This window comes from Stenotrophomonas sp. GD03930, assembly GCF_029839665.1.
Taxonomy (GTDB): domain Bacteria; phylum Pseudomonadota; class Gammaproteobacteria; order Xanthomonadales; family Xanthomonadaceae; genus Stenotrophomonas; species Stenotrophomonas forensis.
Genome location: NZ_JAOCAV010000001.1, coordinates 1,611,619 through 1,625,495, shown reverse-complemented (window position 1 = coordinate 1,625,495; position 13,877 = coordinate 1,611,619). Strand labels below are relative to the sequence as shown.

Below are 13,877 nucleotides of genomic sequence, written 5' to 3'. Positions count from 1 at the left end.
CATGCAAGTCGCCAACTCCACAGCAGTCAGCCCAAAACCCGGCGATCTATTGCGTCAATGGATGAAGCGTCCGGTCAAGATCTTCTACCAGAGTGAAGCCAACGAGTGCGGCCTGGCCTGCTTGGCCATGATACTTGATCACCATGGCCATCGGCTTTCTCTGGAACAGCTCAGGGCATTCGCCGGATCCTATCCGCAAGGAATGTCGGTATCTGATATCAGCGATGTTGCGGAGCGGAAAGGCCTTGTGGCGCGCCCTCTTCGGGCTGAGCCAGATGAACTGGATCAGCTCGTACTGCCCGCAGTTCTGCATTGGAACATGGACCACTTCGTTGTCCTGGAAAAGGTGAAGGCGAGGAAAGTCGTGATTCTGGATCCATCCCAAGGCCGCGTGGAGATCTCCTGGGCGGCGCTTGGCCGGCACTTCACAGGGGTGGCAATCGAGCTCTTGAAGGGACCCGATCTCAAGAAGGCTCAAGCGCGCAGTAGTCTTCGTCTGAGGTCACTCATTGGGCCGATCTCTGGTCTCCGACCAGCGCTGGTCAACCTGGGGCTTCTTTCAGTTGCGTTGGAACTCATGGCGCTCGCTTCACCCCAAGGCTTCCAGATAGTCATCGACCGTGTACTCGCCGATGGGGACCGTGCCCTTCTTCCGGTTGTCATAGTGGGACTGAGCCTTCTCGCCCTTCTTCAGCTGCTGCTGGGTTGGCTGCGGTCCTGGGCAATTGTTTGGCTGAGCAGCCAGATCAATATTGGATGGAGCTCGGGCGTGTTCGCTAGGCTGCTGCGCCTACCTACCCAGTACTTCCAAAGTCGCAGCCTGGGTGACATAACATCGCGATTCACGTCACTAAACACAATACAGCAGGCCATAAGCACGCAGTTGGTCGCTGGGATACTAGATGGTGTCATGGCCCTTGCAACAGGAGCCATGCTGTTTGTCTACAGCCCACTTCTAGGCGCATTTACAAGCCTCACAGCGCTGGCTTATGTAGGCGTCAGGGCCATCTACGTGAAGCGACTGCAACACGCAACGGTTTCCTCCTTGACCGAGGACGCGCGCCGGCAGTCCATGCTGCTTGAATCCATCCGCGGTGCGCAGACTTTGAAGCTTTTCGGGAAGACTGGCTGGCAATCGTCCCGCTTTGCGAACCGAAGCGCAGCAGCAATCGCAGCATCCATTGCCGTTCAGCGTACGAGCTTGTCCTACGCATCCTGGGGTGGCGTCCTGCTGTCTGTAGGTAGGCTTGGTGCTCTCGCAATCGGCGCATCACTGGTGATGGAGGGACGGTTCACTGCCGGGATGCTGATTGCGTACGCCTCGTACTCAGAGCAGTTCATCTCGCGTCTGAGTGCGCTTTCCGAGTACGCAATCCAACTCGCGTTGCTCGGTTCACATGCGGAAAGAGTTGCTGACATTGCTCTTGCACCCGTTGAGAAGGAGCCCGCTGCACCTTTGAGCGCGCGCGTTCAACCCGTTGAGGTTGAGCTCCGCAACGTCTGCTTCAGATATGCAGACAATCAGCCATGGGTGTTGAACAACGCCAGCGCCATTATCCCAGCGGGCCAGATGACTGCTATCACCGGTGCGTCGGGTACAGGCAAGAGCACGATCGCCAAGCTCCTTGTCGGACTGCTGACCGTCAACAGTGGGGAAATCCTATTGAATGGCATTCCTTTGAGCCATCTTGGTCCGACCCAGGCCCGGCGCATGTTTGGATGCGTCATGCAGGATGACGCGCTTTTCCACGGGAGTCTGGCTGAGAACATCGCCCTGTTCCAGGAAGGGGCTCAGCAGCAGCAGATCGAGCACTCAGCCCAAGCCGCTTGCATTCACGATGACATTTCAAGAATGCCGATGGGCTATCGAACATCGGTTGGTGACATGGGATCGACCTTGTCAGGAGGACAGCGCCAGCGAATCATGCTGGCCCGGGCGCTCTACCAACAGCCCCAAGCCCTCCTTCTAGACGAAGCGACCAGCCATCTGGATGCAGAAACTGAGCAGAGTATCAATGCTCACCTCAGGCAGATGTCACTCACTGTCATTCAGATTGCACATCGATTCGAGACAATAGATGCTGCGGATTGTCTGCTGCGTGTGCATCCAGATGGGTCCGTCAGCCGAAGGGCAAAGGCGGCCGCCTACTGAGATTCGGGTCTGGTACTCGTGCGTACACAGTCGCGGTACAGTGTGGCAATCCCTCTAGCCCTACGTTCGCTTCGGCCAAGCGCTGACATCCGCCCTTCTCTGTCAACGAGAAGGATCAGCGGACCATCGCTGGATTCGGCGCCGCCGAGAGCGAATGGCTGGGTGCTCCACTCACGCCTAGAAGTGAAGCGGACAACAGCCTCCGCCGGCTCGCGGCCCGGCCTGCGCTTCTCTCCGCCGAAGCGGTACAGTTGGCGAGACCCATGCTCAGATTTGCCATGTCCGTAATCGACCCGAATGACATTGCCGGTGCGCAGCACGAAGTGCAACGGCTTGTCGGTCGTTGCATTCTGCGCCTTCAGCAGTGCGAGCAGCTGATGAAGTCCATGCTGGCCTTTCAGAAGTTGTCGGGTACACCGGAAACACTCCCAAAGAGCTTGAACAACCGCAGGACTGAGATCGGCGGCAAGACCATGGGCGCTTTGGTGGGTTGCCTGACTACCGAATGCATGCTGAAGGAAGGCGGCGAAGTTCCCGACGTCCCATCAGGTCTCGACCATGATTCAAGCCCTTTTGGCCTGCACATAGGGATCAATCTGCCAGGGGAATCCCATGCGGCCCTGCGAACGGATCTACGCGCGCTGGTGAACCTCAGGAATACGCTCGTTCACCACTTCTTCGAGCAGTACGACATCCGGACTATCGATGAATGCGTCAAGGCCCAGGATGCGCTCAGGCACGCTTGCACCGAGATCGATCGGCAGTTTGAACAACTGCGCACGCTTGCCGCAGTTATGGCGCAGGGCATAACAGCCTTTGCTGAACTGGTGCAGAGCCCAGAGTTCCATGACTTTCTGGTCAACGGCATCGCGCCTGATGGGCAGATCCATTGGCCGATCGCCGGCATTGTCAGTGCGCTGAGACAGGCCTTCCGAGAACGGGCGATCGACGGTTGGGTGAATCTGGACACAGCCGCTCTGTGGATGGCAGAGCATCATCCGGAACAAACCCCCGGGAAGTATGGCTGCGCCCAATGGCTGGACGTCATCCGTGATTCCCGTCAATTCGAGCTGCGCGACTTCGCGCACAACGGCCAACGGGGAGCGTGGTTTCGCGAGCGGCCTGAGTCGACGGGCTGACCAGGCTCTGCTGGCGGTAGCCGCCATACGCCGTCGCCTACCAAGTTCTGTCGCATTTGCCGCGCCTTGCGTCTCTGGCCGAACGATCTGACGACTCCGTCCCAGAAGTGCCGTTCCGCCTGACGCGCCAAGGCTCTTGCCCCTTTCCACGCTATGCGACAATGCCAAAAACGTCTCGGGTTTTGGCGGCATTGGCCCCCACCCCTTGGCATTCCTCACAACAGCAGGTAATCGTTACCCCGCCACCGTGCATCGGTGGTCGGGACTCGAAAACCCGTTGTTGTGATGAAGTTTGCGCTTGCCAGCCGGCATCACCCTGCGTGGTGCCGGCTGGCAATCCGTCTGCCGGCTATGGCGGGCGGGGCGTGGGGGCCTTGTGCCCGCCGGCGATCATCACACACCGGTTTTCGAGCCACGCCCTGTCCGCCACCTTTATCGGTGGTGGCTTCCGCCTGTCTGCACGGAGCCTGCCATGACCAAGCCGCACTCCCCTCCCCCGCGCCCCATCCAGCAGCCGCCATCACCCGGCCCTGCCCTGGACCCCACCAGCCTCATCGCCGTCCTGCACGCCATTGGCGCGGGCGCTGCGGCCGACGGCCAGCCCTGGCCCGAGCGCCATCAGCTGCGCAGCCGGCAGATCGCGCTGTCCGACGCCGACTGCGCGGCGACCGGCCAGCGCATCGTGCAGGAGATCCTGCTGGCGGCCGAGCGCACGCGCCAGAACGGCGAGCCCGAGCAGTACGTGGGCGACCGGGTGATGGAGGGGCTGGTGATGGCCGATATTGCACTTACTGCTTTCATCCACGAGCGGATGCGACCCAGGGATTGAAGGCGGCGGATCGAGCGCCCAACTGCCAGGCCTCGTCCATCTGTTTGGGCGAGGCATGCCGCGGAACAGCAAGTGCCGACCTGGCCGCCGGTACTTGCGCCTTCCACGTCCCGCACGCTCACTAGAGCGGACGCCCGATGCCGTTGCAGACCGCCGGGTTGTTCAGGCCAGCCGCATTGCCAGCCAGTGCGAAGCGCGTGCGAATCGCAGTTCGCCAACTGTTGGGCAACGGGTAGAAGCCGTGGCTTCGAACGGCAGCATCGTTTCGACCCTGCTCAACCCCTCCGACCTGGGCACTTCCATAGTGCGTGAGCAGGAAACTGCGCAGGCTGTTGCCGACCATCCGGTTCTGGTAGCACTGGCCGATGATCAGGTTCGTGAGCCCAACGATGGGATAACCCGCCGAGGGGTTGCCGAACACAGGCACCCAGTTGGCTGGATCATTGGCGGCCGCTCCGGTCGGCGGCGAGACGGTTTCGATGGTCGCCTGCAGGCTGACTTCGGCAGGCGAGTATCCCTTCACGGTTGCAACCTTGGTCGCATCGCTGAGGTTTGCAACGACATCCGGCCCGGTGTAGCCAATCCGACCGTCTCCAACCAGGACCGCATTGTAGAGCGCAACGTCCCCCGGCCCTGGCGCAGCCATGAAGTTGGACGGTACCGTGTTGCCAACGAACAGGTTGGCGAACGTGGGCTGCACCGAGAACGAGGGCACCAGACCCCAGCCACTGGATTTCAGCGTTGTGCCCGAGACGTCGCTCGTTTGGCAGGCGGCGGTGAGGAAACGGGTGAGGATCTCGCTGCTGCCGCTGCTCTCCGCCTGGTAGACGACAGTGATCTGCCCCGTCCGACCTCCAGCCGGCAGTTGATCCCAGCGGGTGATCCTGCCGGAGAACACTCCGCAGAGCTGGGAAACCGTCAGGTCCAGCACGCCACCAGGCTTGTTGAACGGAACAATGATCGGAGCCAGCGCAACGGGGATCTGTATCAGCGGCCCATAGGCGTTGCCGGACCCGTAGGAATTGTAGGTGCTGTTGTACGCCGCCAGCTCGGTACTGGTCAGCACCGCGTCACTGCCTGCGTAATGGACCGTTCCGGTCGTCTGCAGCAGCGCGGGCTCATTGTTGAGGAACGCACGCTTCCCATTGCCGGAACCCAGCACGACATAGCTGAATTCTGCCGGCAGGATGTTGTCCGTCGCTCCCTTGTACAGGGACGCGGGCATTGAGGCGCCTCCTCCCTTCACCAGGGCCTGCGCAGATGCCGAATCAACAGGGGCGAGTGCGGCGGCCGCGATCAAGGCCACCAGAGTCTTTGGCACGTACATGTGCATCTCCTGAGAGGTTTGCTTCGTCATTGAAGGGCAAACGAGGCATCTGCTGATTGCGCGCGATCGCCAGGAGCCTCCTTCCATGGCGTCAGGTAGATCCTGGTCTGAAAGAATGACAGAGGCTTTAATAAACCTGTGGAGGAACCGGATGGCGAGCGGCCACTCTCGAAGGCGGGCTGCCGGAATCCTCCTAGCCGCTTCGCCAGCATTCCCCGATAGCTGCCTGCGAAGTGCCTGCCGCACCATCGAGCGTCCCCTCCGCAGGAAACCACATATGAGCCTGGCGCTGGTCCACAGCCGCGCCCGCGCCGGGGTCGATGCCCCGCTGGTGCGGGTGGAAGTGCATCTCTCTGGCGGCCTGCCTGCCACCCAGATCGTGGGCCTGGCCGAAACCAGCGTGCGCGAATCACGCGAGCGCGTGCGCGCGGCGCTACTCTGTGCGCGCTTCGATTTTCCACAACGGCGCATCACCTTGAACCTTGCGCCTGCCGATCTGCCCAAGGAGGGGGGCCGCTACGATCTGGCGATTGCGCTGGGCATTCTTGCGGCCAGTGGCCAGGTCGATCCGCAGGCGCTGCTTCAGTACGAGTTCCTGGGCGAGCTGGGCCTGACCGGTGAGCTACGGCCGGTGGCCGGTGCGCTGCCCGCGGCGATTGCGGCCGCTGAAGCCGGGCGCATTCTGGTGGTACCGCCGGGCAATGCCGCCGAGGCTGCGTTGGCCGAGCACGCCGATGTGCGTGTGGCGCGCACGCTGCTGGAGTGCTGCGCCGGGTTGGGCAATCCGCGCCTGTTGCCGCCCGTGGAGCGCGTGGACACCACGCCATTGCCGCTGCCGGATCTGGCCGACGTGCGCGGGCAGGCGCATGCGCGGCGTGCATTGGAGGTCGCCGCTGCGGGTGGGCACCATCTGTTGCTGATCGGTAGCCCTGGCTGCGGCAAGACGCTGTTGGCCTCGCGCCTGCCCAGTCTGTTGCCTGACACCGAAGAGACTGAAGCACTGCAGCTGGCCGCGATTGCCTCGGTGAGCGGTGAAGGGCTGGACCCGCGCCGCTGGCGGCAGCGGCCGTTCCGGGCACCACACCACAGTGCGAGTGCGGCGGCGCTGGTAGGTGGTGGCAACCCACCCTGCCCCGGCGAGATATCGCTGGCGCACCACGGGGTGCTGTTCCTGGACGAACTCGTCCTTAGGTCGTCAAGTTGACTGACAACACGTCGGCTTCTGACGGGAAGAGGGAGTACTCACTGCGTTTCACATAGTCACCATGTGCGGGGTCCGTTTCCGACCAGAAGCAGACAGCCACCCCCTCCCTCATGAATACCCCTAGGCCGCAGCAGACCTCGGGCCCGCTGTGGCCAAAGGGTTTTGGGGCAGACTACGCCAGTTGCCTAAATTCCCTGGGTCAGGAAGTCCAGCCCGCCCCTTCCAGGACGCTTTAGATCACGTCAAGTTGATGCATCGTCCACGCAGAAAATCCCATGCATCGCGCCCAGCAGTGCTGCAACGCGCGGGTCTTCCATGCGGTAGATGATCGACCGCGATTCCCGTCGGGTCGCTACGAGCTTTCGTTGACGGAGTTCGGCCAGTTGCTGGGAGAGCGCCGGCTGTCGAATGCCGGTGGCTTCCTCCAGTCCGCCCACCGTCATTTCACCTTGTGCGAGCTGGCATAGCAGCAACAGGCGCGAGGGGGTGGCCATGAAGCGCAGCAACTCGGCCACTTCAGGCACGCGCTCCTTCATCGTGGCTAGGTCTGACGGGCTGAATGGGGGGCTGGTCACGGGTAAGGGCAACTTGGGCAGGTGATGTGATGCAAAGACCATGCGGGCACGCGTCCAATCTAGCATATTTCAATAGTTGCAGATATTACGTAACTATGTAATTCTCAGGTCGCGAAGCCTCTTGGAGCCAGCCATGATCCCATCCGTAGCGGTAGACGCCCCCTTGGACCAGGCTGTGCGCCTGGTCAGCGATGCGCGTGCCGGCCTGCTTCCCTCACCTTCCGTGAAGACGTTCTTTGACCCTGCTACGTTCACTGCCAGCCACGTCGTACGCGATCCAACTTCTTCAGCGTGCGCCATCATCGACAGCGTCCTGGACTTCGACATGGCCGCAGGCCGCACGTCCACTTCCTCCGCATCGGCGTTGGTGGACTACGTGCGTGCCGAGCGCCTGCAGGTGCAGTGGTTGCTGGAAACCCACGCGCATGCCGACCACCTGTCCGCGGCTCCATGGCTGCAGGAGCAGGTGGGAGGCGCGCTGGCTATTGGCGAACACATCACCGCAGTCCAGGAAACCTTCGGCAAGCTCTTCAATGCCGGTACTGCATTCAAGCGGGATGGCAGCCAGTTCGATCACCTGTTCGCCGACGGTGCCTCCTTCCGCATCGGTAATCTGCAGGCGATGTCGCTGCACGTGCCAGGCCATACTCCCGCTTGTCTGGCGTACGTGATCGGCGACGCCGTATTTCCTGGCGACACGCTGTTCATGCCGGACTACGGCACTGCCCGATGCGACTTCCCAGGTGGCTCAGCGCGCCAGTTGTATCGCTCGATCCAGCGCCTGCTGTTCCTGCCCGACGCCGCCCGCGTATTCCTGTGCCACGACTACAAAGCCACCGGCCGGGACCATTTCGCATGGGAAACTACCATCGGTGCCGAAAGGGCAACAAACATGCATGTGCACGAGGGCGTGAGCGAAGCCATGTTTGTGGAACTGCGGGAGGCTCGTGATGCCACACTTCCGATGCCACGGCTGATCCTGCCGTCAGTGCAGGTCAACATGTGCGCCGGCCATCTGCCCGAGCCCGAGGAAAACGGCGTGCGATATCTCAAGCTGCCGGTGGACCTGCTATGACGCTCTCTCACCTGGCCTGGTATTGGCCGCTCGCTGGCGGTGCCATGATCGGAACAGCGGCCGGAGCCTATCTACTCCTTCTCGGGCGCGTTGCTGGCATCTCGGGACTGCTTGCCAAGACACTGGGCATGACGGGTGACGGCGGGCGCAGCGGTGCAGTCCTGTTTCTGGCAGGACTTGCCCTGGCGTCAGGCTTGGCATTGGCGGCCCGACCCATACCCCTGCCGGCGCTCTCCGCAAACGGAACTGTGGTGCTGGTGATCGCCGGACTGCTGGTGGGTTACGGAACTCGCCTTGGGGCTGGCTGTACCAGTGGGCACGGTGTCTGCGGCCTGGGCCGGGCATCGCCGCGGTCGGTGGTGGCGACCTGCGTGTTCATGCTCGTGGGCATGGCCACGGCAACCCTGGTACAGATTACGACCGGGGGCCCGGCATGATCCGTCTAGCCGCGTTCCTGTGCGGCGCACTCTTCGGATTGGGCCTGGTCGTATCCGATATGGCCAACCCAGCCCGCGTGCTTGCTTTCCTTGATGTGAGCGACGCCTGGGACCCCTCCCTGGCGCTGGTCATGCTGGGCGCACTGATCCCTTCCGGCGCAGCCTACCTGTGGATACGCGCCCGCAGAACGCCGCTGCTTGCCGTATCGCTGCACATTCCCGCCCATCGCATCATCGATCGGCGCCTGGTGATCGGTGCGGCGATATTCGGCCTGGGTTGGGGTCTGGCCGGACTATGTCCCGGCCCAGCCATCGCGTTGCTGGGAACCGGCCAGCCCTTCGCGATCATCTTCGCCACGGCAATGATCGCTGGCGTGCTCCTGCATGGCCTCATTCACCGCCCCACTGCAACTACGGGAAAACCATGAACCTCAAGCCACTCTCCGCCAGCCTCAAGGTGTCCGGCCAGCTCCTGCCAAAGGACATTGAAGCCCTGAAGGAGCAGGGCTTTGCGAGCGTGATCTGCAACCGCCCCGACGATGAACAGCCGGAGCAGCCCAGTCACCATGCGCTGCAGGCCGCCTGCCACCAGGCGGGCATGCAGTTTGCCTATCTTCCTGCGCTGCCTGGCGTCATTACCGATGATCAGGTGCATACCTTTGCCAGGTTGATCGAAGCGCTGCCAAGCCCTGTTGCCGCGTACTGCAGAACCGGCACCCGTGCTGCGATGCTTTGGGCGCTGTCGGAAGTCGTTCACAATGGAGCGGCGTTTGACCACGTCCTGTCTGTTGCTTCGGATGCAGGCTATGACCTTTCTTCCATCGCAGCACGGCTGCAGCAAGGCCCGGCGTCCGGCGACTGACATATGGAAGCGCTATCTCTGCTGCAGTTGGTTCTGGGCGGCCTGTCTGGCGTCCTGGTCGGCTTCGTCCTGGGCGTGGTCGGTGGGGGCGGATCCATCCTGGCGGTACCACTGATGCTCTACGTGGTCGGAGTGGGAGATCCGCATGTGGCTATCGGCACCAGCGCCCTGGCAGTAGCGGTCAATGCGGTGTCGAATCTGGTGATACATGCCCGTAGAGGGAACGTTCGATGGCCTTGTGCCTCGGTCTTCGCTCTGGCGGGGATCGCGGGCGCATACCTGGGTTCCAGCTTGGGCAAGGCGTTCGACGGCAGGAGCCTGTTGGCGCTGTTTGCTGTGGCTATGATCGTTGTCGGCATCGCCATGCTTCGCAGGCGCAACACGCCTGGACTCACGGACGCTCGGCTCGGCAGAGGCAACGCGCCCGCGCTGATTGGGCTGGGCGCCACCGCCGGCGGGCTTTCTGGCTTCTTTGGCATTGGCGGAGGCTTTCTCATCGTGCCCGCACTGGTGGCCGCGACGGGCATGCCGATGATCGCCGCAGTCGGAAGCTCGCTCGTCGCCGTCGCCGCATTTGGCATGACCACCGCACTGAACTACGCGCGTACAGGTCTGGTCAACTGGAAGCTCGCGGCAGTTTTCGTCGTTGCCGGCGTGGCTGGCGGTATTGCAGGTGCAGCAACTTCGACGAAGCTGGCCAACTATCGTGGAGCTCTGAACACGGTATTTGCAGTACTGATCTTCATTACTGCCGCATACATGCTGTGGAAGGTGAGCTCACCGGATGTGCTCCAGACCACAGCCGAGCACTGATAGCCAGCGCAGCGCTTCAAAGGCTTTGATAGGAAGATACTACGAACGGTGGTCCACATCCTCCAGAGTCAAATAAGATGCGACGGCTCGAAGCGCCTCGCGATCAGCTTCGAAATCCATGGCCAATAGGCCGCGCTCCAACGCGATGCGGGCATGCGCCTGTGATGCGACTCTTGTCGCTTCATTCGAGGACCCTGCCAACGCTGCGAAGGCCTTCTGCAGCCGGATACTGACCTCCAGGGACGCGGCGGCATCCCTGGCAATCGGAGTGAACGCGTCCTCAAACATGTCGCGTACGTCGAGACACTGCACGTGCACGCGCGGATACAGCACCTCGCCTGTCGCAGCGTCCCCTCCGTGGCTGGACCATGCACAGAGCAGCCTGACACATGTCCCGATGACGTCGATGCAGGTCCCAGGGTCGTTCACCGCAGGTGACATGGCTCGCTGGGCAATTTCCGCAAGCACGACCAGCCCGAACCGTGGGTCATTTTCGATGGAGCGCGCGTCGCTAAAGGAAATGGCTGAGATCACTTTACTCTGTACTTCAGGAAGTAGATTTCCCTCGATGGCTATCAACGGACGGGTTGGGGTTGCGAACGTACCCGGCTGGCAGAGCAGATGAACGCGTAGATCATGTTCCTGCGCAATGGCGTTGATCCGCCCGACATCCACGTGTTCAACGTAGGCCACCTGATCGCCGACCAGCTGCACCGCCCCCTCTCCTACCCGAACCGCACTGGCTCCGCCGAGCGAAGGCTCCTCGGCGCGGCGCTTCATTGCCACTTGGGTCGCCCGCTCCACCAGATCGATGGTTTCGCCGACGCGGCCAAAGCGTGAGAACTGCTCGATAGCCCGGAGCAACGTCACTGTGATGACGATGATGACCGCGATAGTTGCCCCGAACAGTACAAGCCGGCCGCTATCTCCGTAGATGCCGGTGCTGAGCGCGATGAGGCCCACGATCGAGAACAGGAAGGCACCAATGAAGGTGGCCAGCGCACCTTGGGCCCGGGTGTCTTCGATCAGCAGGCGGGCCGCGCGCGGGGTGGCGCTGCTGGACGCGGACCCGTAGGCCGAGACCATGGTGGACAGCGAGAAGGTGGTGACCGTCAGCATCGACGCGGCAAGAATGCCAAGAATGTTGCCGACGGAATCTGCGCCGATCCGCGCGGCAAGGCCGACGGGAATGAGGAACTTCAGGAACGCGCCCGCCAACGCCGTGATGATGCCTAGGGCGCCATACAGGGTCGAACGGAACCACATCCGCTTTGTAACTTTGCTGGCTGCAAGCCTCAATCTGGTGAGCATGGGCTACTTCCTGGGAAGTTCGACCATCAATAGCACGGCCGGGCGCCGAGGCCACGTCAACGCAGGGTCATGCCCGACCCAAGGCAGATGCCGCTACTCCGGGCGGCATCTGTGTGCAGATTCTACGAGCGCACCTTGTCCAGGAACTGACGGTGGCGCTCGTATTGATCGAGCACATCGTGGATGAGTTGAACCTTGGTCCATCCCATGACGTCGTAGTCCTGCCCGCCCTCCCGCAGATAGACCTCCGCACGGTAATGACGGGTACCCTCGCTGACCGGCCGACGGGGATCCTGCAGGGCGAACGTCGGCGGCTCATAGGGCTGGGGCCGTACCGAGTAGAAGAAGTCCATCTCCTCGCCATGGCCAACCTGCAGCCACGCACGACCATCCTCCCCCTTGGAGACCTGGACCGGCAGATCCTGCTTGCGCAGCTCAGCCGCAACCTCTTCCAATGCTGGGATGACACGCTGCTCGATGAAGCCGGTCACCTCGATCTTCAACGGATTGTGCGCCAGCAGGCGCAGGCGCGCCCGCCAATCCTCGCTGGTACCCGGCAAGATACGTGCCTCGCGCAGGATCGAGCGCTTGGTTGCATCCAGATGCATGGCCTTCAGCAGTCCCCAGCACATCAGGATCATGACGATCGTAAATGGCAACGCACTGGCAATGGTGGCCGCCTGCAATGATTCCAAGCCGCCGGCCACCAGCAGGGCAATCGCAAGGCCGCCGACCAGCAGCGCCCAGAAGATCCGCTGCCAGACCGGCGATTCCTGCTCACCCTTCGAGGTAAGCATGTCGATTACCAGGGCACCGGAGTCCGCTGAGGTTACGAAGAACAGCGCAACCAGGATGACCGCCAGCGAAGAGGTCAGCATGGTCAGCGGCAGGTGCTCCAGAAACTCGAAGAGCGCCATCGAGCTGTCGGTTGAGACCGCCTGCACCAACTGCTGGATGCCCTCCGCCCGCACCATGTGCAACGCGGTGTTGCCGTAGATGGTCATCCAGAGGAATGTGAAGCCAAGCGGCACAAGCAACACCCCCACCACGAACTCACGGACAGTGCGTCCACGTGAGATGCGCGCGATGAACATGCCAACGAAGGGCGACCAGGCAATCCACCAGCCCCAGTAGAACAGCGTCCAGCCACCCAGCCAACCCGTGGGTTCGTAGGCATAAAGGTTGAAGGTCATCGAGAACAGCTGGGAAACGTACATGCCGGTGTTCTGCACCAGTGCCTGCATCAGGTGCACGGTGGGTCCACAGACCAGCACGAAGGCCAGCAACGCTGCCGCCAGGATCATGTTGAGCTCGGACAGCCTGCGTACGCCGCTGTCCAGGCCAGCCACGACCGAGCCGGTCGCCACCAGTGTGATGACGGTGATCAAGCCAACCTGGACGAGCGTACTGACCTCCAGGCCGAACAGGTAGTTCAGGCCGGCGTTGATCTGCATGACGCCCAGCCCCAGCGAGGTGGCCAGGCCGAAGATGGTACCCAGCGCGGCGAACGTGTCTACAGCATGCCCCAACGGGCCGTGGATACGATCGCCGATGAGCGGATACAGTGCGGATCGGACACGCAGCGGGAGATTGTGCCGGTAGGCAAAGTACGCCAGCGACAGCGCTACCACTGCGTAGATCGCCCATGCGTGGATGCCCCAGTGGAAGAAGGTGATGCGCATGGCCTGGCGGGCAGCTGCGGCCGACTCGGGCGAGCCGACCGGCGGCGTGGCGTAGTGCATGATGGGCTCGGCAACGCCGAAGAACATCAGACCGATGCCCATGCCGGCAGCGAACAACATGGCGAACCAGGAGCCGTAGCTGTAGTCCGGCGTACTGTGGTCAGGGCCGAGTTTGATGCGGCCGTAACTGCTGATGGCGACGCCGACGACGAAGACCAGGAAGCCGGCCACCGCAAGGATGGTGAACCAGCCTGCATCATTGGCAGCCCATGACTTGGCCGCGGTGAACCACCGCGTGGCTATATCGGGCGCGATGGCAGCAAGCGCCAGCAGCGCGATGACGATGGCTGCCGTGGGAATGAACACCTGCGGAAGGATCCGCTGGCGAACGGGGGGATGTTGCGGAGCCGTGCTCTGCATGGATACCTCCGTGTTGTTGGGTGAAGAAGCCTCTGGCTTGCGCGAGGCCGA

Annotated in this window: 12 protein-coding genes and 1 pseudogene; 9 read left to right on the top strand and 4 right to left on the bottom strand. The window is 62.2% G+C overall.

Annotation, left to right across the window (positions count from 1 at the left end; all coding sequences use genetic code 11):
* Window position 1: 1 nt before the first annotated feature.
* The 3 genes from N5C18_RS07240 (at window position 2) to N5C18_RS07230 (ending at window position 4,120) form a co-directional block, all read left to right on the top strand.
* Window positions 2–2,152: a peptidase domain-containing ABC transporter gene (locus N5C18_RS07240; RefSeq protein ID WP_279944150.1), complete on the top strand. Its 2,151-nt coding sequence runs from the start codon at window positions 2–4 to the stop codon at window positions 2,150–2,152.
* Between the two features lie 278 nt (window positions 2,153–2,430).
* A complete protein-coding gene (locus N5C18_RS07235; protein WP_180878868.1) occupies window positions 2,431–3,291 on the top strand; it encodes an OST-HTH/LOTUS domain-containing protein in 861 nt (286 codons plus the stop codon).
* A 472-nt stretch (window positions 3,292–3,763) separates the two neighbouring features.
* Window positions 3,764–4,120 (top strand): hypothetical protein, encoded by a 357-nt coding sequence (locus N5C18_RS07230; RefSeq protein WP_049456475.1) that lies wholly within the window; start codon window positions 3,764–3,766, stop codon window positions 4,118–4,120.
* Between the two features lie 121 nt (window positions 4,121–4,241).
* Here the strand turns inward: N5C18_RS07230 and N5C18_RS07225 are convergent, their stop codons facing one another.
* Entirely contained in the window at window positions 4,242–5,453 is a 1,212-nt protein-coding gene (locus N5C18_RS07225; RefSeq protein ID WP_279944516.1) for a substrate-binding domain-containing protein, read from the bottom strand.
* Window positions 5,454–5,724: 271 nt separating this feature from the next.
* Between N5C18_RS07225 and N5C18_RS07220 the strand changes: the two are divergent.
* Window positions 5,725–6,630, top strand: a pseudogene (locus tag N5C18_RS07220) (YifB family Mg chelatase-like AAA ATPase); the annotation flags it as partial.
* Window positions 6,631–6,893: 263 nt separating this feature from the next.
* Here the strand turns inward: N5C18_RS07220 and N5C18_RS07215 are convergent.
* Window positions 6,894–7,187, bottom strand: coding sequence for a metalloregulator ArsR/SmtB family transcription factor (locus N5C18_RS07215; protein WP_024957933.1), 294 nt, complete (start codon window positions 7,185–7,187; stop codon window positions 6,894–6,896).
* 172 nt (window positions 7,188–7,359) lie between these two features.
* On the opposite strand from N5C18_RS07215, the gene N5C18_RS07210 reads away from it, so the two are divergent.
* Genes N5C18_RS07210 through N5C18_RS07190 form a run of 5 tightly spaced genes read left to right on the top strand, consistent with a single transcriptional unit; the run spans window position 7,360 to window position 10,413 of the window.
* Window positions 7,360–8,301, top strand: a complete 942-nt coding sequence (locus N5C18_RS07210) for an MBL fold metallo-hydrolase (RefSeq protein ID WP_223224754.1) — start codon at window positions 7,360–7,362, stop codon at window positions 8,299–8,301.
* On the top strand, window positions 8,298–8,738 hold the full coding sequence (locus N5C18_RS07205) for a membrane protein (RefSeq protein WP_033834872.1): 441 nt from the start codon (window positions 8,298–8,300) through the stop codon (window positions 8,736–8,738). Before N5C18_RS07210 ends, N5C18_RS07205 begins: the two co-directional genes overlap by 4 nt.
* On the top strand, window positions 8,735–9,166 hold the full coding sequence (locus N5C18_RS07200; protein WP_033834873.1) for a DUF6691 family protein: 432 nt from the start codon (window positions 8,735–8,737) through the stop codon (window positions 9,164–9,166). Before N5C18_RS07205 ends, N5C18_RS07200 begins: the two co-directional genes overlap by 4 nt.
* A complete protein-coding gene (locus N5C18_RS07195) occupies window positions 9,163–9,600 on the top strand; it encodes a TIGR01244 family sulfur transferase (RefSeq protein WP_033834874.1) in 438 nt (145 codons plus the stop codon). The genes N5C18_RS07200 and N5C18_RS07195 overlap by 4 nt, the downstream gene beginning before the upstream one ends.
* A gap of 18 nt (window positions 9,601–9,618) precedes the next feature.
* On the top strand, window positions 9,619–10,413 hold the full coding sequence (locus tag N5C18_RS07190; RefSeq protein WP_257470766.1) for a sulfite exporter TauE/SafE family protein: 795 nt from the start codon (window positions 9,619–9,621) through the stop codon (window positions 10,411–10,413).
* 39 nt (window positions 10,414–10,452) lie between these two features.
* Here the strand turns inward: N5C18_RS07190 and N5C18_RS07185 are convergent, their stop codons facing one another.
* Both N5C18_RS07185 and betT read right to left on the bottom strand, forming a co-directional pair.
* Window positions 10,453–11,724: a DUF2254 domain-containing protein gene (locus N5C18_RS07185; protein WP_024957939.1), complete on the bottom strand. Its 1,272-nt coding sequence runs from the start codon at window positions 11,722–11,724 to the stop codon at window positions 10,453–10,455.
* Window positions 11,725–11,846: 122 nt separating this feature from the next.
* Entirely contained in the window at window positions 11,847–13,826 is a 1,980-nt protein-coding gene (gene betT, locus N5C18_RS07180; protein ID WP_033834876.1) for a choline BCCT transporter BetT, read from the bottom strand.
* Between the last annotated feature and the right edge of the window lie 51 nt (window positions 13,827–13,877).

Excerpts from the sequence above, each read along its gene's own strand:
- N5C18_RS07240 (WP_279944150.1), top strand. The coding sequence starts at position 2 with ATGCAAGTCGCCAACTCCACAGCAGTCAGCCCAAAACCCGGCGATCTA.
- N5C18_RS07235 (WP_180878868.1), top strand. The coding sequence starts at position 2,431 with ATGTCCGTAATCGACCCGAATGACATTGCCGGTGCGCAGCACGAAGTG.
- N5C18_RS07230 (WP_049456475.1), top strand. The coding sequence starts at position 3,764 with ATGACCAAGCCGCACTCCCCTCCCCCGCGCCCCATCCAGCAGCCGCCA.
- N5C18_RS07225 (WP_279944516.1), bottom strand. The coding sequence starts at position 5,453 with ATGCACATGTACGTGCCAAAGACTCTGGTGGCCTTGATCGCGGCCGCC.
- N5C18_RS07215 (WP_024957933.1), bottom strand. The coding sequence starts at position 7,187 with ATGAAGGAGCGCGTGCCTGAAGTGGCCGAGTTGCTGCGCTTCATGGCC.
- N5C18_RS07210 (WP_223224754.1), top strand. The coding sequence starts at position 7,360 with ATGATCCCATCCGTAGCGGTAGACGCCCCCTTGGACCAGGCTGTGCGC.
- N5C18_RS07205 (WP_033834872.1), top strand. The coding sequence starts at position 8,298 with ATGACGCTCTCTCACCTGGCCTGGTATTGGCCGCTCGCTGGCGGTGCC.
- N5C18_RS07200 (WP_033834873.1), top strand. The coding sequence starts at position 8,735 with ATGATCCGTCTAGCCGCGTTCCTGTGCGGCGCACTCTTCGGATTGGGC.
- N5C18_RS07195 (WP_033834874.1), top strand. The coding sequence starts at position 9,163 with ATGAACCTCAAGCCACTCTCCGCCAGCCTCAAGGTGTCCGGCCAGCTC.
- N5C18_RS07185 (WP_024957939.1), bottom strand. The coding sequence starts at position 11,724 with ATGCTCACCAGATTGAGGCTTGCAGCCAGCAAAGTTACAAAGCGGATG.
- betT (WP_033834876.1), bottom strand. The coding sequence starts at position 13,826 with ATGCAGAGCACGGCTCCGCAACATCCCCCCGTTCGCCAGCGGATCCTT.